Source organism: Marinobacter goseongensis (genome assembly GCF_023156235.1).
In the GTDB taxonomy this organism is placed as follows: Bacteria; Pseudomonadota; Gammaproteobacteria; order Pseudomonadales; family Oleiphilaceae; genus Marinobacter; species Marinobacter goseongensis.
The window spans coordinates 50,232-68,815 of record NZ_JAKZAI010000010.1 but is presented as its reverse complement, the minus strand read 5'-3'; the positions used below and the strand labels follow the sequence as shown (position 1 = coordinate 68,815).

Genomic DNA, 18,584 nt, shown 5'->3' with positions numbered 1-18,584 from the left:
TCCATACAAGCTTTTTCAGGGAGACGGCATTCTAGCAGGAATTTTCTGAAGAACATAAATGTCCGGCGCTACGCCAGCATCACCTTTTCCCACATGCCCCGGATGTATTCCCGCTCGTCGGGAAAGGCATTCCCTTCCACCTGGCTGTTGAGATTCTGCAAGGCCCGGCGGTGAATGGTCGAGCGCAGTGTAATGTACACTTCACGCAGTTTCTCCGCATCCTCGACAGCGATCACCCCTGCGCGGCCAAGCTCTTCCAGCTGCCGTATGTTATCCGACCATTGTGTCAGCTCAGGATGTTCACCGCTTTGGGCCAGCATCAGATACTGCACCATGAATTCGATATCGATGATGCCGCCCTGGTCGTGCTTGATGTGGAACGTAGTGGCCTGGCTGGACTCCGCGGTACCCAGGCTGGTGCGCATTTTCTCTCGCATGTTCACCACATCCGCGCGCAGGGCCTCACGATCCCGCATCTGACACAACAGTTCGTGACGCAGGGCCTCGAATTCGGCGAGGGTACCCGTACAACCGGCAACCCCCCGGGCGCGGGCCAGCGCCTGGTGTTCCCAGGTCCAGGCATCGTTGCGCTGATATTTCTCAAAGGCCTGTAGCGTGCTGACCAACAGCCCCGAACTGCCCGATGGCCGCAGCCGCATATCCACTTCATAAAGCTGGCCCGACGGCGTCTGGGTGCTGAGGATATGCACTATGCGCTGACCAAGGCGGGTGTAAAACACGGCGTTATCGATAGGCCGGTCGCCGTCGGTGGCCTGCTCCGGATCCGCGTTGTGCACGAACACCAGATCCAAGTCTGAGGTATAACCCAGCTCGATACCGCCCAGCTTGCCATAGCCAATAATGGCGAAATCGGTATCACAGGCTGAGCCATCGGCACGACGGGGGTAGCCGTGGCGACTGACCAGGTTGGCAAAGGCGACATCCACCACGTGGTCCAGCACCACTTCGGCAATCCAGGTCAGGTAGTCACTCACCTTCATCAGTGGCAGGGTGCCTTTCAGCTCCGAGGCGGCCACTCGCAGAATGTGGGCCTTCTTGAAGTGCCGCAAAGATTCCATCTGCTCCTCAAGATCTTCGAACGGAATGCGCAGCATCTGCTGGCGCAGATCGTCCTGGAGCTCCTCTTTGGCGGGCGGATGATACAGACTTTCCGCATTCAGCAGCTCATCCAACAGCAACGGCGTTTCCGCCAGCTGCCTTGCGATCCAGGGGCTCTCGCTGCACAGCTTGACTAACTGGGTCCGTGCACCGGGGTTTTCGAGCAACAGAACCATGTAAGCGGTTCGCCTGAGAATGGCCTCCACCAGTTGCAACACCCGCCCCAAGGTTTCGGAGGGCGCATCCACCTGGGTCAGGGCCTGCAGCAGCACCGGCATGAATTGATTCAGACGTTTACGGCCTTGAGTCTGCATGACCTGAACGGTCCGGCTCTCTCGCAGATCGTTCAGCAACGCCAGACTGTCTTTGGCAGCCTCATATCCATGCTCTTGCAACCATTGACGGGCCGCATCGTCCTCCATTTCCGACAGCCACAACTCATGCCAACCCTCATCAAGCGAGGCCGAGTCGTCTTCCTCTTCCTCAGTCGCGATGATGTCGGAGAAATGACCGGCGACCCGCTCCCGATGGACGTCCAGTACCTGCAGGCAGTCGCTCCAATTGTCGAACCCCATGATCAGCGCTATGCGAGCCTGGCTCAGCGTGTCTTCTGGTAAAAGCTGAGTCTGTTTGTCCTCCATACCCTGCAGAGCGTGCTCAAGATTGCGGAGGAACACGTAGGCCTCACGCAACTCCTTAACCACTGTTGATGGCAACAGTTCAAGCTTCTCCAGTTCCTTCAGAACGCTCAATAGCTCCCGCTGCTGCAATTCCCGGTCACGCCCACCGCGGATGAGCTGAAACGCCTGCACCACAAACTCGATTTCCCGAATGCCGCCTCTGCCCAGTTTGATGTTGTTCTCAAGGCCTTTACGCCGGACCTCCCGACTGATCATCCCCTTCATGTTGCGCAAAGATTCGAACGCGCTGAAATCCACGTATTTTCGGTAAACAAAGGGGCGAAGGCTGTCCATCAGCACCTGGCCCGCCTGCTCGCCACCCGCGACCACCCGAGCCTTGACCATGGCGTAACGCTCCCAGTCACGCCCCTGGTCCTGATAGTAGGTTTCCAATGCAGAAAAGCTGAGGGCCAACGCGCCACTCTGGCCATAGGGGCGCAAACGCATATCCACCCGGAACACAAAACCGTCAGCAGTGATCTGGTCCAACGCCTGAATCAGCCGTTGTCCGAGGCGAATGAAAAACTGCTGATTATCGATAGAACGACGCCCACCCCGGGTTTCGCCCTTGCCGGGAAACGCAAAAATGAGGTCGATGTCGGAGGACACATTCAGTTCACGTCCGCCGAGCTTACCCATCCCCAGCACGACCATGGACTGAGGGCACTCCCTCCCGGTGGCCGGGTCGGTTCCCCACGGTGTGCCGGATTGTTCGCAGGTATCCTGGTACAGCCAATCCAGGGCGCCCTGGATACAAGTGTCCGCAAACGCGCTCGTGGCGGCGATGGTTTCATGCATGTCGGCCCACCGCAGGAGGTCGCGCCAGATGATGCGAAACTGGCTTTCCCGGCGAAACTGGCGCAAAGCCCTGTGCAGCGAGTGTTCGTCTTCAACCTCGCTCAGATACTCCTGCCAGCGCTGTTGCAGATAGCCCGGCTCCGTTGTCTCGCGCAGGGAGCGCGAGGCCACCAGCGCCTCAACCTGCTCCGGATGCCGCTCCAGGGTGTGTTTCAGGAACACGCTTCGGGCCATGGCGTTGGCCACATCGGTCTCAGCCAGACCCGCATCCGGTGTCATCCAGCCCTGGGGGCCGTCCTCAAACACTGAAGACCAACCAGCCGACACATCCTCGGCAAGCACTTTCGGAAGACCGCTCCATGGCTCGGACATAATGCAAACCCCTGTATCTCTGTTATATTTCCCGTACTGTATAACGAACCGTTACCCGACTGAACAGCTCAGGCCCTTAATGCTCAGAAACCGTCGTCCACTCAACCCGGAACATCAGCTTGCCCATCTACCGATGTCGGGCATCATCCGCTCACGAATCAAGAGGCTGTTCATTATTCTTGGCGGACTGATGGCTTTCCAGGTGCTGGTACTCTGGTGGGCAGAAAGCCTCAGCCTGTTCGAGGCTTTCTGGCTTACCATGACCACGCTGGTCACCGTGGGCTATGGCGATTTTTCGCCGCAAACCACCGTTGGTCGCATCAGTACCATTGTGGTGATGTTTATCAGTGCAATCACCCTGCTCACACTGATAGTCAGTGATTTTATTGAATACCGGTTTTACCGCCGGGAACGTATCGTAACCGGACGATGGGTATACAAAATGAAAGACCATATTGTCATCATCAACACCCCCCAACACGGCGGGGAACAGTACTTCGCGCGTTTCGCGTCGCAAGTGAGGGCAGTGCCGGGGTACGAGACCACTCCAATTATTATTCTGACCCGGATGTTCCCCACCGGACTGCCGCCGGAGCTGGCCGATGTGGGGCTGGTTCATTTCCACGGCTCCGGGGGCGACCCCGACGCCCTGAAAGCCGTTCATGCTGGCAGCGCACGGCACATTGTTGTGCTGGCGTCCGACGAATCCGACCCCACGTCGGACAGCCTGACGTTCGACATAGCCCACCGACTCACCGAATCCAACCTTGGTCATCACACGACGGTGGAGTGCGTGAGCGACCGCAATCGGGACCGTTTCAGGGCCGTGGGCGTGCGCACGATTATTCGGCCGGTCAGAACCTACCCGGAGATCATGGTACGTGCCGTTGTCGCGCCGGGCTCCGAGAAAGTTCTGGAGGACATGTTCAACTATCAGAACGACCACCCCCATCGCTATGATCTGAAACTCGATGATCTGGACTGGGCGGACATCGTCAGTGCCCTGATCCGCCATGGTATCGGTACCGCACTGGCCTATATCGATAACGATGGGGAAGTGGTGTGCCATCCGAGCACCAATGAGGAGATCAAGGGCAAGGGCCTGATCGTGCTGGTCAAGTCCCACGAAACTCCGACGGTTGAAGTGGTGGACGAAGCCCTGACTCGCTACCGGGCTTTCCTCGAAAAATGGAAAACTGCCGACGCCAAGGCCGAAGGTGCAGCCCCTTAAACTGTCGCCGATGCCAGCGCGAGCTGAAGCTGACCAAGCGCCTCCCGATTGGCCATTTCGGGCATCGGCTCGCTGACCAGCAGGCCCTCAGACACCCGACTGAACTGCTCGCCGGCACCTCGCTGTGCCGCCAGCTGACCGATTGCCGCCAGGGCATCAGGCGCCACTTTCAGCGCCTCACCCTTGAGCCAGGCCACGCTCAGACCATGGAGGAATTCGGGCACCGAGAGACCGGTGGCGCCCTCTTCCCGCAGTGCCTCGGGTTCGTGCAAGCCCGCGAGAAAGTACCCCTGCTCGGCCTTGCTCACCAGATTCAGGAACACCGGCACCTGGGTCGCCAGGGCCTTTGCCCAGCTCACCAGTTGTGAGGCATCGCCGGCCTTCAGTTCAAACTCGATTTCATGCAGAGGGCGCTTGTTGTCGCCAGCGATGATGCAGCCGGCATCCACCGCCACCTCGATCACCGTGCCACCCTCTTCTATCATCACCACCTGGCGCTGGAAATTGGTTTCAAACACCGGTGTCAACGCGGCAAGATTGATGCCCTGCCCCACAGGCGTGTCGGACAACACCCCGAGGTTCAGATCTGTTCCCATCAGCGGCCACTCCCACTCCTTTCGACGATGGGCGCCGTCCACAAATTCACCCTGGGTTTTCAGGGTCTGAATGCAGCGGTCACCGGCCTGCCGGACCCGTAACGCCACTTTCTGCCGGTTCAGATCGCCATCCGGGGTGTCGTAGTAACGATTGACCAGGGTCTTGCAGGCCCCCTCAGAAGCAGCGGGCTGCTCCAGCAACCAGGTCAGGGCCAGACGCTGATGCGCCTCGGACAGGCTGAGTTTGATTTCCAGTTCTTCGGCCACAAGAGCCCTCTCGGTTCAGATTGGATTTTTTGCAGCATACATAAAAAAGCCGGCGACCCGAAGGTCGCCGGCTTTCCCGGTTTACTCTCTGATTAGCTGGTTAGCGGATCAGAAGTAGTAAACAGCACCCAGCGCCAACTGTGTGGTGTCTTCATCAGTAGCACCGTCGTCGTCGTTACGCAGGTAGCCTTCAGTGTATACGTACAGATTATCCGACACATTGTGCAGAGCCTGGAGAGTCAGCACGTCCGCCTCCTCGTCGCCTTTATCCTGCTCTGACATTTCGTAAGAAGCTGCGAACTGGTTAGCACCCAGTGTGTAGAATGCGTATACCTGAGCGTTTTTCTGACCTTCTGTACCAGGTAAAAGGCCGTCGTCCTTGGCGCCACGCATGCTGTAGAGAGCGCCAACCGTCAGGTTGTCAAGAATATCAGCCGAAACATTTACACCATAAGTGTTCTCGCTGCTGGCAGTGTCGCCGTCGTTAGAATCCATTGCCACGGCAAGGGTGACCATATCTACAGAATACTTGGCACCCAACTGGTAAGGGTATGCCTTTTTATCGTAGTCAGGATCACCATCGCCTTGAATGGCAAATGCGCCGTGCAGGGTCAGGCCACCAAACGACGGAGATACGTATTGGATCAGATCACCCTCACCAGTGGTGTAATCCAACTCAGTGTTGTACTCAGCCACTTCATAAAACTCGATCAAGCCGCCAACAGCTGCTCATACTGGGAGTCGTCTGATCCGACCCACACTTGGCCAAAGCTGTCACCCTTAATACCGATGTAGGCTTCGTCGAGCTCGTTCAGGCCGCCGCTGTCGTCGTTGCGGGTAACGTTTCCGGAGCTGTCAATTTCGGCAGTATTGTTCTTGTTACCTGCTTTATTGTCTGCGCTGATGCCTTCCAGTTCTAACTTCAAGAATGCAGTAATGCCCGGGGCAACTTCATGTTCATGCTTCACGCCAAGGGTAGAACCATTATCGAAGTGATTGATCTCCGAACCACCATTTTCAAAGTCGGTGTGAGTAATGGCGTACTGGATATTGCCGTATAAGGTCGGCAGATTGCTTTCTTGCGCCAGCGCTGCGCCAGAGAAAGTTGCCGCTGCAATAGCAGATGCGATGAGCGTTTTCTTCATGTTGCGTCTTCCTTTATTGAGTTAACTCAGGTTTTAGCGACGGGTTCAGATCCCGTTCTTGAGACTTTCACCAGGCAGGCTGGTCAGAGCCTTATTTTGTGCAGCTTCCATGTCAGTTTGATGACACGCAGCTAACATTTTTTCAGTTTTTGTTCGCCCCGAAAAACTTCGGATCGTTACAGCTCAATAGCTTACCCTGATAAGTTAAAGCGCTGCATGATGAACCTGCTTTAATACAACCATTTTAGTTTTGCAAATTTTTAACGACCGCTTTTTAGCTTTTTTGGTGCGTATTTACGGCATCGATATTCTTGTTTGGTCTTTCCTTTGTATCCCGCCAACCCTTCAAGTCCGGGGCCAGAATATTAAATAATCTTTTTAATCAGACAATTAAAAATCGAACCCCTGAAAACCGGAGGTATAACCCGCCTGATTTCGCACTCTGGCCGCACCATTCAGGTTCGCCATCATCGGCCGCGCGCAATTATGGTGCGGAATGAGATGCATTTCAGGAACTGCCTCCCACCTACAGCATAAAAGTGACTGGCCCGTCATTAACCAACGCCACTTTCATGTCTGCTCCGAACTGCCCACGCTCGATACGAGCGCCGGGCAAGAGGCTGCCAGCCACCTCCAGAAACTGAAGAAACAGAGTATCGGCAAGCTCGGGGGGTGCCGCTGAAGAAAAACCGGGCCGGGTACCGGAGCCGGTATCAGCCGCAAGGGTAAACTGGGGAACCACAAGAAGTGCGCCACTGATGTCCAGCAGGCTTCGATTCATCCGTCCCTGGTCATCGGAGAAAACGCGGTAATTGACGATCTTTCTGGCCAGCGCCTCAACCTGTTCAGGGCCGTCACCACGCTCCATACCCAGCAGCAGCAAAAGCCCCTGAGGTATGTCAGCAATGATTTGCCCGTCTACGGAAACACTGGCACTGGATACACGCTGGATAAGCCCTTTCATCTAACTCCCTGTGGAAGGACCATTAACAAGTTGCAAGAGTGTATCCATGGGGTTACAGGACCGCAACCCCCGAAGGTGCAATTCAGGCTAACGTCCCATTCACGTCGGCGGCCACTTCATCCACGCCGCGGATAAGCGCGTCAATGATGGCCGGCTCCGACGCCGAATGGCCCGCGTCACGGATAATTCTCAAGTCGGCTCCTGGCCAGGCTGCCGTCAGCGCAAGGGCGTTATCCAGCGGGCACACCATGTCATAGCGCCCATGCACAATGACGCCAGGAATACCGGCGAGTCTGCCGGCGTCACGCACGATCTGATCAGGCTCAAGGAACGCCTGATTCATGAAGTAGTGGCACTCGATCCGCGCCAATGCAATGGCAACGTGGGGATGGCCGAAATGCTCAACCACGCGCGGATTCGGATGCAGAGTGGCACAACGGCCCTCCCAGATTGACCAGGCCTTGGCCGCCTGAATCTGCTCAAGCTCGTTGCTGCTGGTCAACCGTCTGTAGTAAGCAGACACCAGATCGCCGCGTTCGTCTTCGGGAATGGGCGCGAGGAAATCCTCCCAGTAATCCGGGAAAATCCGGCTGGCACCCTCCTGGTAGAACCAGTGTATGTCTCTCGGGCGGCACAGAAAGATTCCCCGCAACACCAAACCAAGAACCCGCTCGGGAAACGCCTGGGCGTACACCAGACTGAGCGTGGAACCCCAGCTGCCGCCGAACAGCAGCCAGCGCTCGATACCCAGAAAGGTGCGAACCGCTTCCATATCCGATACCAGCCGGTCGGTGCTGTTGCCTCCCAGTTCGGCGAGGGGGGTTGATCGTCCAGCTCCGCGCTAGTCCATCAAAATAATGCGGTAGCGCTCCGCATCGAAGAAGCGGCGATGATAATCCTCACACCCGCCACCGGGCCCGCCATGCACTACCAGCACCGGCATGCCTTGTGGATTACCGCTTTCTTCGACGTACAATTCATGCGGCGGATCCACCGCAATTCGGTGCTGGGCGTTGGGCTTGATGTCTGGGTACAGCGTGAGCATCGGGGGCTCCGGGACGAAGGTATACCCGGAGTGTAGCTGAAGTTAAAAAAAAGGGCGGGCCATTTCTGGCCCGCCCTTTTTTTCGCCGAACGCTGCTTACTTCTTGTTCGCGCGCTTGCGCTCGTTCTCGGTCAGCAGTTTCTTGCGCAAACGGACCGACTTCGGCGTGACTTCTACCAGCTCATCGTCGTCGATAAATTCCAGCGCCTGCTCGAGGGTGAACTTGATCGGCGGTACCAGAGCAATCACCTCGTCCTTACCGGACGCACGCATGTTGTCCAGCTTCTTGCCCTTGGTGGGGTTCACCACCAGATCGTTATCACGGCTGTGGATACCGCACAGCTGGCCCTCGTAGATTTCCTGGCCCGGATCAAGGAACAGCTTGCCGCGGCTCTGCAGGGTCTCCAGAGAGTAAGTCAAAGCAGTGCCGGTCGCCATGGACACCAGTACGCCGTTCTGGCGATTGGTCACGTCACCACCCTTGATCGGACCGTAATGGCTGAACGTGGACGTCAGAATGCCGGAACCGGAGGTCATGGTCAGGAACGAGTTCCGGAAACCGATCAGGCCACGAGCCGGGATGGTGTACTCCAGACGCATACGACCCTTGCCATCCGGAATCATGTTGGTCATGTCACCCTTACGAAGCCCCATCTGCTCCATCAGAGCACCCTGATGCTGCTCTTCGATGTCAACGATCACGTTTTCGTAAGGCTCCTGCTTGACACCGTCGATCTCACGAATGACCACTTCCGGCCGTCCGACGGCCAGCTCGAAATTCTCGCGGCGCATGTTCTCGATCAGAACCGACAGGTGCAGCTCACCGCGGCCAGACACCTTGAACTTGTCCGCGGAGTCGCCTTCTTCCACACGCAGCGCCACGTTGTGCAGCAATTCTTTCTCCAGGCGCTCCTTGATGTTGCGGCTGGTGACGAACTTGCCTTCCTTGCCGCAGAAGGGCGAATCATTGACCTGGAACGTCATGGATACTGTTGGCTCGTCCACCGTCAGCGGAGGCAGGGCCTCAACACTGCTCTGATCACAGAGGGTGTCAGAGATGTACAGCTCATCCAGACCGCTGACACAGACGATATCGCCGGCCTGAGCCTCTTCCACTTCAACGCGCTGCAGACCCGAGTGCCCCATGATCTTGAGAATCCGGCCCTGGCGCTTCTTGCCGTCAGCGCCAATCGCGGTTACCGGGGAGTTGGTCTTGATCTTGCCACGCGTAATACGGCCGATGCCGATCACGCCCAGGAAGCTGTTGTAGTCCAACTGGGAAATCTGCATCTGGAACGGGCCATCCAGATTGACGGCAGGCGCCGGAACGTGGTCAACGATGGCCTGGAATACCGCGTCCATGTTGTCGTCCAGCTTTTCGTGATCCATGCCGGCAATACCGTTCAGGGCGCTGGCGTACACGATCGGAAAATCGAGCTGTTCGTCGGTGGCACCGAGGTTGTCGAACAGATCAAACACCTGATCAACGACCCAGTCCGGACGAGCGCCCGGGCGGTCAATCTTGTTGACCACAACAATCGGGTGAAGGCCGGCATCGAACGCTTTCTGCGTCACGAAGCGGGTTTGCGGCATCGGGCCATCGATGGAGTCGACCACCAGCAGTACGCAGTCGACCATGCTCATGACCCGCTCCACCTCGCCACCGAAATCGGCGTGGCCCGGGGTGTCTACGATGTTGATGTCGTAGCCATTCCATTTCAGTGCGGTGTTCTTGGCCAGGATGGTAATGCCACGTTCTTTTTCCTGGTCGTTGGAATCCATCACCCGCTCACTTTCGAGCTCTTTACGATCCAGTGTGCCCGACTGACGGAGCAACTGGTCAACCAGGGTGGTTTTACCGTGGTCAACGTGGGCGATAATGGCGATATTACGAAGTTTTTCAATCACAAAAATAATCCTGCGGCATGTACGGAGCTTCCCTGCAAAGTATTTCCCGATTTGGCATCCGAAAAGCAGCAGGGTATAAATGAAGCGGCGCGCAGTATATCGAAAACTCGATGTCGTTAATATGAAGAAAAACGCCTATTCGCTCAATTCGACCTGCGCACTAATTTGGGTCATGCTCACGCCTGGCGCACCAACATGACGCACCAATGAAGTGCAGAGGGACGGCAGCAGCGAACCTATGCGCGCCAAAAAAGGCCGAACTCCTTGCAGTTGCGCTGTTCTGGCGCACATGACTCAAATTGGCAAGGCAATTGCTTGACCTGAGACAGCCGATTTTGAAGGTAAGACGCCGCCGCTTTTGGTAAGCTGCCCCGACCTCAATAACAGATCGGAAGTCAGCGTCGCTGAACGATCCGGCATAACGAACATGAAATCACCCGCGCAGCGGGTAACACGATGGAGCATGCACATGTCCAAGACAGTTGATTTGATCAAAGAACACGAAGTCAAATGGGTTGACCTGCGTTTCACCGACAGCCGCGGTAAAGAGCAGCACGTGACCCTGCCCGCCAGCGAAGTGAACGACGACTTCTTCACGGATGGCAAGATGTTCGACGGCTCCTCCATTGCCGGCTGGAAAGGCATCAACGAATCCGACATGATCCTGATGCCGGACGACAGTACATCTGTTCTTGATCCGTTCACCGAAGAAACCACGCTGAACATCACCTGCGACATCGTTGAACCTTCAACCATGCAGGGTTATGAGCGTGACCCGCGCTCCGTTGCACGTCGTGCCGAAGAGTATCTGAAGTCCACCGGCATTGCCGATGGCGCGCTGTTTGGTCCCGAGCCCGAGTTCTTTGTCTTCGATTCAGCCAAGTGGAAGACCGATATGCAGGGCTCCATGTACGAGCTCTACTCTGAAGAAGCGGCGTGGGTTTCCGGCGAAGATTTCGATCGCAACAACATCGGTCACCGCCCGGGCGTCAAAGGCGGCTACTTCCCGGTTCCGCCGGTCGACAGCCTGCATGACCTGCGTGGCGCCATGTGTGCAGCCATGGAATCCATGGGCCTGGACATCGAGGTTCATCACCACGAGGTCGGTACTGCTGGCCAGTGTGAAATCGGCGTTGGCGCCAACACCCTGACCAAGAAGGCTGACGAAGTTCAGATCCTCAAGTACTGCGTACATAACGTCGCTCACGCTTACGGCAAAACAGCGACGTTCATGCCCAAGCCGGTGGTTGGTGACAACGGTTCCGGCATGCACGTTCACATGTCCCTGAGCAAAGACGGCAAAAACCTGTTTGCCGGCGACAGCTACGCGGGCCTGAGCGAATCTGCCCTGTACTACATCGGCGGTGTGATCAAGCACGCCAAGGCTATCAACGCCTTCACCAACAGCTCCACCAACTCCTACAAGCGTCTGGTTCCGGGCTTCGAAGCTCCGGTTATGCTGGCCTACTCTGCCCGCAACCGCTCCGCTTCGATCCGTATCCCGTACGTGAACAGCCCGAAGGCGCGTCGTATCGAAGTTCGCTTCCCTGACCCGTCAGCCAACCCGTACCTGGCATTCGCCGCGCTGATGATGGCCGGCCTCGACGGCATTCAGAACAAGATCCACCCTGGCGATGCTATGGACAAGGATCTGTACGACCTGCCGAAGGAAGAAGCTCTGAACATTCCGAAGGTTGCAGAAACCCTGGCGGAAGCTCTGGACTGCCTGGAAGCCGACCACGAGTTCCTGACCCGCGGTGGCGTGTTCACCGAAGACATGATCGGCGGCTACATCGATCTGAAGCGTGGCGAAGTTGAGCGCATCAACATGACCACTCACCCGGTCGAGTTCGAGCTGTACTACTCCTGCTAACAGCGGCTGCTGTCGACAGGTAAGGAATGACTCTCGGGTCATTCCGCGAAAAAGCCCCGCTCCGGCGGGGCTTTTTTTGTGAGCTACGACACAGTCACTGCGGCCCTTAACGATATGTAACTCTTTGAACCCGAGAGACCGTTGAAAACCCACCGCCGGCGACTGATAATCGAATCAAACCCCAATAACAGGTTAGTGGCATGAACATACGGCTTGGAATCTTTGTTGGCATTTTTCTCATCGGTGCCGCCCCGGCCCTCGCGGAGGTCTACCGCAACGTCGATGCCCAAGGCAACGTCACCTTCTCTGATGAGCCGTCAGACGGAGCAGAGGAGGTCAAGGTCAAGCCTGTCACCACCGTCACGCTGCCAAAGCCGGCAGATGTTCAGGAGCCTGAGAGGCTGAAGCGGCAGGTGCAAGAGGAAGGTGCCGCCTACGACAGCGTGCGCATTATTGCCCCCAATGACGACGAGGCATTCCACAGTGGCAGTGGGGATGTGGCCTTCCGGGTGGCCAGTGAGCCTGCGCTGAAAAGAGGCCATCGCTATGAGGTAACGCTCGATGGCCAGCCCGTCGGCCAGACGGCTTCCGACACCGTCACGGTTCGCAATGTATTTCGCGGCACCCACAACGCCGGCGTCAACATCATCGACGAGAAGGGTGTTCAGGTAAAATCCGGCGAATCCATCCGCTTTACTATTCATCGTCCCTCCGTCAATAACTGACCCACCAAAGTCTGTGCGCACCAGTATAGTGCGCGCGCACCATAAAAAAGCCATACTCTGATCACGAACGGGGCGCTCTTTCCGCTACCCTCTGGCAGCCTTTGCCAAAACGCACTACGTAATTGCGTCCGCACAGGCTGTCCGGGCCACGTGCCCGTTAAGCGGGCACGCAAACTGAACCGAATTCGGAAACTGGTTCAGTTTTTGCAGAACTGCGTTGCAAGACCGGGAAGTACGCAGCAATGCCAATCGATCGAGACAGCAGCATGGCACTCTTACAAACCAAAGCCTCCGGCTACAAGAACATTCTGGATAGCCTGACCACCGCCGTTCTGGTGATCGAGGATGGCCTGCGTATCCAGTACCTGAACCCGGCCGCCGAGAGCCTGTTCGAAACCAGCAACACCCGTAGCCAGGGCCTGCCCATCCGGGACATTCTGGTGGACTCCGAAGACGCACTGACCACACTGCACGCCGCGGCCGAGAACGGGCACTCCTACACCCGGCGGGAGGCGGAATTCGTGCTCACCAGCGGCACGCGACTCACTGTGGACTATTCGGTATCACCGGTCAGCCTCGACCCCAACGAATTGCTGATTGAGATTCAGCCCCGGGATCGGCTGCTCCGTATCAGCCGTGAGGAAGACATTATTTCGCAACAGGAAACCACCCGCATCCTGGTGCGTGGTATGGCCCATGAGATCAAGAACCCGCTGGGCGGCATCCGCGGTGCCGCCCAGTTGCTCGACCGGGAGCTGGATGACGAAGGCCAGCGGGAGTACACCCAGGTCATCATCGACGAGGCGGACCGCCTGCGCTCTCTGGTAGACCGCATGCTCGGCCCCAACAAAGCGCTGAAGCTGGCGCCCACCAACGCTCACGAAGTGCTGGAGCGGGTCAAAACCCTGCTGGAAGCCGAAAGCCGCGGGCGGCTCCAGTTCCGCCGGGACTACGACCCCAGCCTGCCGGAGTTCTATGGTGACAAGGAGCAACTGATTCAGGCGTTCCTGAACATTGCCCGAAACGCCATGGAAGCGGCGTTTGAAAACCAGGCCGAACAGAGCGGTGACGAGCCGCCCACCATTACCTTCCGCACTCGCGCCCTGCGGCAATTTACCATTGGCCACAAGCGTCATCGCCTGGTCTGCCGGATTGACGTGATCGATAACGGCCCCGGCATTCCGCCGGAGCTGTTGCAAAATATTTTCTACCCGATGATCAGCGGCCGTGCCAGCGGCACCGGTCTGGGCCTTTCGATTACCCAGAGCATCATCGGGCAACACCACGGGCTGGTTGAGTGCAAGAGCGAGCCCGGCAAAACCGACTTCATCATCTTCCTGCCCCTGGAGGACAACTAATGAGCCAACCGGCAAACGTCTGGATCATAGACGACGATCGCAGTATTCGCTGGGTGCTGGAGCGCGCCCTTAACCAGGCCGGTATGCAACCCCGGGTTTTCGACAGTGGCGAGAGCATCATGATGCGGCTGGAGCACGAGCAGCCCGACGCCATCATCAGCGACATCCGCATGCCCGGTGTGGATGGCATTACCCTGCTCTCCCAGATCGTTGAGGTCCACCCTGACCTGCCGGTCATCATCATGACCGCCCACTCCGATCTGGAGAGTGCAGTAACCAGTTACCAGACAGGCGCCTTTGAATACCTGCCCAAGCCCTTTGACGTCGATGACGCCGTGGCGCTTGTGAAGCGGGCTGTGGCCCACAGCCATGAGCGCCGGGCCACGTCAGAGCCCCAGGCAGAGAGCTCACAACGTAACACCGAGATCATCGGCGAGGCACCCGCCATGCAGGAGGTGTTCAGGGCCATTGGCCGCCTGTCGCTTTCCAACATCACCGTACTGATTAACGGCGAAAGTGGCACCGGTAAGGAACTGGTGGCCCAGGCCCTGCACAACCACAGCCCCCGTGCCAGCCGCCCGTTTATCGCGCTGAACATGGCAGCCATTCCCAAGGACCTGATCGAGTCCGAGCTGTTCGGCCATGAGAAAGGCGCGTTTACCGGCGCGGCTGCCGCCAGGCAGGGACGTTTCGAGCAGTCCAATGGCGGCACCCTGTTCCTGGACGAAATTGGCGATATGCCCGCCGACACCCAGACCCGGCTGTTGCGGGTACTGGCGGATGGCGAGTTCTACCGGGTTGGCGGCACCACCCCCATCAAGGTGGATGTACGCATTATTGCAGCAACACACCAGGACCTGGAGAAACTGGTCCAGGCCGGCACCTTCCGGGAAGACCTGTTCCACCGTCTGAACGTGATCCGGGTACACCTGCCAAAACTGGCGGAACGGCGCGAAGACATCCCACGGCTGATGGAGCACTTCCTCAAGCGCGCAGCCCGGGAACTGGCCGTGGAAACAAAACTGCTACGCCCGGAAGCGGAAGAATACCTCACCACCCTGCCCTGGCCCGGCAATGTCCGCCAGCTGGAAAACACCTGCCGCTGGCTGACGGTGATGGCCAGTGGCCGCGAAGTCCACATCGACGACCTGCCGCCGGAGCTGATGCAGCAGGCGGAAGCACCGGCCACCGGCCAGACCTGGCAGGAAGGCCTGCGTAACTGGGCGGAACAGGAATTAAAGCGGGGGCGGAAGGGAATTCTGGACACCGCCGTGCCGGAATTCGAGCGCATCATGATTGAGACCGCCCTGAAGCATACCGGCGGTCGCCGACGGGATGCCTCTATTTTGCTGGGCTGGGGGAGGAATACGTTAACGCGGAAGATCAATGAGTTGGGAATGGACCATCCGGAGGGGGAGGAAGACTGAAAATCGTCTCGAAACCTGTGGCTTGAGGCTATGATCGGGTGCAGATCTGAACCAGACCTGCCTCGATGCCAAAAAAAATCAGCTTTGCCATTGATTCGATGCCCAGCGAACTTTTGATGGAAGCCACTGTATTGGCAACGGTCTTCTTCTCGATGACCAGTGCCTGAGCAATTTCATCATGACTGAACCCCCTGACCAGCATTGAGAGAACTTCGAACTGCCGCCGGGTAAGGTTCTGCAACTTCGATGACTCCGGGCGACGATCCTTAAACGACGAGCCCATGACCAGGTCGTACTCGACAAACACTTCGCCTTCAGCCACTCGCTGGACGGCTTTGATCAGGGTGTCTGTGTCGCAGGACTTGGTGATGTAACCCATCGCACCCACCTGAAGCGCCCGCATCACCACCTGCACTTCGTTGTACATACTGAAAAAGAGTATTCTGGCGCTCGCCTGCTCCTCCAATATCCGGGCCGCCGCCTCTATACCGCTGATCCCTGGCAGCCCAACGTCCATGACGATCAGGTCCGGCCTGGAGTTGCGTGCGCATTCAACGGCCTCTTCACCGGAAGCCGCTTCCATGACCTCACACGGATCCAGGGCCATTGAAAGCAGGCTGGCGTATCCCTGCCGAACGACTGCGTGATCATCAGTAATAAGAATTTTCATGTCGGTCACGGTTACTATTGCTGAGAGCCTGGTCCGCAGATTACCACAGCCCCCTGCGGAACGGAGCCAGAACCATCACGCAAAAACGCTCCGGATGACAGCCAACCGGAGCGAACCAGGAAGAAAAATGCCGGGAAAAGGAAGTAAAACCCGGCCAAGCAAATATGACTAACCGGGAGTCATATCAGAACTTCACTGTTGCACCCGCTACAACTGTTCTCTCTGCACCTGGACGAATACCGTCCTGCACATCCGAAATGTACAGCTTGTCAGACAGATTCCGGCCCTGAACCCACAGGGTCGCGTCCGTGTTTATCGGCAGCTTGTAGCTTCCGCGCGCTGAGAACAGGGTGCGGCTGGGTACTTTGCCGGCTTCGCCGTCTGCCGTCAGTTCCCTTGTGTTCTCAATGTCACTGTAGAAAGATCCGAAATGACTGACAGTAGCACTCAGATGCCATCCTGAAAGGTGGTCCGCACCAATCGTAAAGCTGCCAGCACGGGTCGGAACTTCCGGTACCCGGTTGCCATCCAGTGGGCCGGTGGTAAAACGCGAATCCGTGTAGTTCAGGGCGGCTTCCGCAAACAGGTTATAATCTGCGACATAGAATGCCGAGGAGTCGATCCGGGCACCAACATCCACGCCGGTGACTTCAGAATCCGCCGAATTGACGAACAGTGCGTCACCGAATGCATCCACGTCGTCCCTGATCAGGGTGTCCTTGATACGATTGTGGAACACGGCGGCATCCAGGCTGACACCTTTGATAGCGGTAGTGCGCAAGCCGAGCTGGCTGTTAACGCCAGTCTCGGGCGTCAGCGGAAAGTCATCAGAACGAGCAGAAGCAGGCGCATAACCGCGGTGGATGCCGGCGTACACCTCCGAGTTCGCAAGCCCCGAGTACAGCAGACTCACACCGGGCAGGAACAGACTGTTAGAATCTTTTTCCCTGACACCCTCATCGCTGCTGCCCGGGCGGAATACGGTGTCCTTGTACTGGTTGAAGTTTTCATAGCGCAAGCCGGGCGTGACAGTCCAGTCGCCCCAGCTCATGCTGTTCTGGACATAACCGGAAATGGCTTCAGCATCATATTCGATAAGACGCCCATCACGTGTGTAACCATCTTCACCAGAGACAGCGAACAGACGGCCGCGACTGCCCTCGTCGAGCTTCTCGCCCGGAAGGCCGACCGGGCGGCGGTCTTCGAAGTTGTGGTTCTCGTACCGAACACCCGTCTGAATGCGGTGGTCCAGGCCAAGCGCCTCAATGTTTGCCCATTCAAGCCGGCTTTCAACGCCGAGGTTTTCATAACGGCGGTCGCGGCCTTCCATAACACCACCGTCGGCCGGGGCCGTGCCACGTGTCTGGAAACGGGGGCGATCCAGATCCGTGAAAAAGACCTTGCTCGAAACGCTGACGTCGTCTGTTACCTGCAGGTTATGGGTAAGATCATACTTCAGGTAATTGACCGAGATGTTGTTGTCTTCCCGACCTTCATTGAACCGGCTTTTGTTTCGCGGAGCTTCGCGATATTCCTGCAGCGACAGGTTGTTCTCATCATAGCCATCGCTTCGCTCCCGGAGGTAAGTCACAGAGGCCGCGAGCTGGTTACGCTCATTCACCTGCCATTCCAGCCCGGTATAAAAGTCATCGTATTGATGCTCTTCCACATCGAAGGTGCCATCGGCCTGCTTGCCGGTATAGGAAAACACCATGCCCACGTCGCCTTCGGTGCGGCGATGGTGGATGTGCTGCTGAATGGTGTCCTGGCTGCCAGCACCTACTTCAATCACGGTTTCGGGCACCAGCGTGGGCTGGAGGTTCTGGAAATTGATGATGCCGTGATTATTCAGTGGGCCATGTACGATCTGGCCGGCGCCCTTGTAGACTTCGGCACGTTCGATTCGCTCCAGAGGGGGCGTGTAGTGGGCCCCTGAGTCTAGATAGGCACTGTTGTTGATCGGCGTGCCATCTTCCAGCAGCAGCACCTTGCGCGACCGCCTTGATGGTGCGCCCCGGACACCGATACCCGAGCGGCGGCCCAGAGCATCATCGTCGATAGTCTTTACGCCGGGCACAAAATCCAGTGCGTCGTGCAGGGTATAAGGCTTGTAAATATCGATCTGTTCCCGAGTCAGCAGGCTGGCAGCGCCCGGCATCCCCTCGACCGACGTGGGAACAAGGCTACGGACGTCCAGCGCCGGCAGATAGACCATGTCGTCTGTTTGCTGAGCGATAACCGTTCCCGGCAAGGCAGCCAACAGGCTCAATCGCACAGCACGGGTGATCGGTTTCATCAGAATCATCATTGTTTTCCTCTCAACACATATTGTTGTTGGTGTTGAGACAACTTAGAGAGGGCGGGCGCCGGGTTGAACTGAACGATGGGCTCTGTAGAGGACTACTT

The 18,584-nt window shown here is 57.4% G+C and carries 13 protein-coding genes and 1 pseudogene; 5 read left to right on the top strand and 9 right to left on the bottom strand.

The window, feature by feature from the left end:
- Nucleotides 1-68: 68 nt before the first annotated feature.
- Nucleotides 69-2,969, bottom strand: coding sequence for a bifunctional [glutamate--ammonia ligase]-adenylyl-L-tyrosine phosphorylase/[glutamate--ammonia-ligase] adenylyltransferase (gene glnE / locus MLC70_RS10775; protein ID WP_248183691.1), 2,901 nt, complete (start codon nucleotides 2,967-2,969; stop codon nucleotides 69-71).
- A gap of 79 nt (nucleotides 2,970-3,048) precedes the next feature.
- Between glnE and MLC70_RS10770 the strand changes: the two genes are divergently transcribed.
- Entirely contained in the window at nucleotides 3,049-4,200 is a 1,152-nt protein-coding gene (locus MLC70_RS10770; RefSeq protein ID WP_248183690.1) for a potassium channel family protein, read from the top strand.
- On the opposite strand, the gene MLC70_RS10765 is transcribed toward MLC70_RS10770, so the two are convergent.
- The 6 genes and pseudogenes from MLC70_RS10765 to typA all read right to left on the bottom strand — a co-directional run bounded on the left by MLC70_RS10765 (nucleotide 4,197) and on the right by typA (nucleotide 10,125).
- Nucleotides 4,197-5,063 carry a CYTH domain-containing protein gene (locus MLC70_RS10765; RefSeq protein WP_248183688.1) on the bottom strand — a complete coding sequence of 289 codons (867 nt, stop codon included), beginning with the start codon at nucleotides 5,061-5,063 and terminating at the stop codon, nucleotides 4,197-4,199. The two genes, MLC70_RS10770 and MLC70_RS10765, sit on opposite strands and share 4 nt — an antisense overlap.
- Nucleotides 5,064-5,171: 108 nt before the next feature.
- Nucleotides 5,172-5,777 (bottom strand): porin, encoded by a 606-nt coding sequence (locus MLC70_RS18670; protein ID WP_345799553.1) that lies wholly within the window; start codon nucleotides 5,775-5,777, stop codon nucleotides 5,172-5,174.
- Nucleotides 5,774-6,208 (bottom strand): porin, encoded by a 435-nt coding sequence (locus tag MLC70_RS18665; RefSeq protein WP_345799552.1) that lies wholly within the window; start codon nucleotides 6,206-6,208, stop codon nucleotides 5,774-5,776. The genes MLC70_RS18670 and MLC70_RS18665 overlap by 4 nt, the downstream gene beginning before the upstream one ends.
- Before the next feature lie 526 nt (nucleotides 6,209-6,734).
- Nucleotides 6,735-7,172 carry a D-aminoacyl-tRNA deacylase gene (gene dtd, locus MLC70_RS10755; protein WP_248183687.1) on the bottom strand — a complete coding sequence of 146 codons (438 nt, stop codon included), beginning with the start codon at nucleotides 7,170-7,172 and terminating at the stop codon, nucleotides 6,735-6,737.
- An 82-nt stretch (nucleotides 7,173-7,254) separates the two neighbouring features.
- Nucleotides 7,255-8,217 (bottom strand): annotated as a pseudogene (gene pip / locus MLC70_RS10750) (prolyl aminopeptidase).
- A gap of 96 nt (nucleotides 8,218-8,313) precedes the next feature.
- Nucleotides 8,314-10,125 carry a translational GTPase TypA gene (typA, locus tag MLC70_RS10745; RefSeq protein ID WP_248183684.1) on the bottom strand — a complete coding sequence of 604 codons (1,812 nt, stop codon included), beginning with the start codon at nucleotides 10,123-10,125 and terminating at the stop codon, nucleotides 8,314-8,316.
- Between the two features lie 469 nt (nucleotides 10,126-10,594).
- Between typA and glnA the strand changes: the two genes are divergently transcribed.
- The 4 genes from glnA (at nucleotide 10,595) to ntrC (ending at nucleotide 15,508) form a co-directional block, all read left to right on the top strand.
- Nucleotides 10,595-11,998 carry a glutamate--ammonia ligase gene (glnA, locus tag MLC70_RS10740; protein ID WP_248183683.1) on the top strand — a complete coding sequence of 468 codons (1,404 nt, stop codon included), beginning with the start codon at nucleotides 10,595-10,597 and terminating at the stop codon, nucleotides 11,996-11,998.
- Nucleotides 11,999-12,198: 200 nt separating this feature from the next.
- Complete coding sequence (locus MLC70_RS10735; protein WP_248183682.1) at nucleotides 12,199-12,723, top strand: DUF4124 domain-containing protein; 525 nt, start codon at nucleotides 12,199-12,201, stop codon at nucleotides 12,721-12,723.
- A gap of 266 nt (nucleotides 12,724-12,989) precedes the next feature.
- Nucleotides 12,990-14,081 carry a nitrogen regulation protein NR(II) gene (gene glnL, locus MLC70_RS10730; protein ID WP_248183681.1) on the top strand — a complete coding sequence of 364 codons (1,092 nt, stop codon included), beginning with the start codon at nucleotides 12,990-12,992 and terminating at the stop codon, nucleotides 14,079-14,081.
- The gene (gene ntrC, locus MLC70_RS10725; protein ID WP_248183680.1) at nucleotides 14,081-15,508 is read left to right on the top strand and encodes a nitrogen regulation protein NR(I); all 1,428 of its coding nucleotides are present in this window, start codon (nucleotides 14,081-14,083) and stop codon (nucleotides 15,506-15,508) included. The genes glnL and ntrC overlap by 1 nt, the downstream gene beginning before the upstream one ends.
- A gap of 28 nt (nucleotides 15,509-15,536) precedes the next feature.
- Here ntrC and MLC70_RS10720 read toward each other — a convergent pair whose 3' ends face one another.
- Both MLC70_RS10720 and MLC70_RS10715 read right to left on the bottom strand, forming a co-directional pair.
- Nucleotides 15,537-16,178: a response regulator transcription factor gene (locus MLC70_RS10720; RefSeq protein ID WP_248183827.1), complete on the bottom strand. Its 642-nt coding sequence runs from the start codon at nucleotides 16,176-16,178 to the stop codon at nucleotides 15,537-15,539.
- A 184-nt stretch (nucleotides 16,179-16,362) separates the two neighbouring features.
- A complete protein-coding gene (locus MLC70_RS10715; protein ID WP_248183678.1) occupies nucleotides 16,363-18,483 on the bottom strand; it encodes a TonB-dependent receptor family protein in 2,121 nt (706 codons plus the stop codon).
- Between the last annotated feature and the right edge of the window lie 101 nt (nucleotides 18,484-18,584).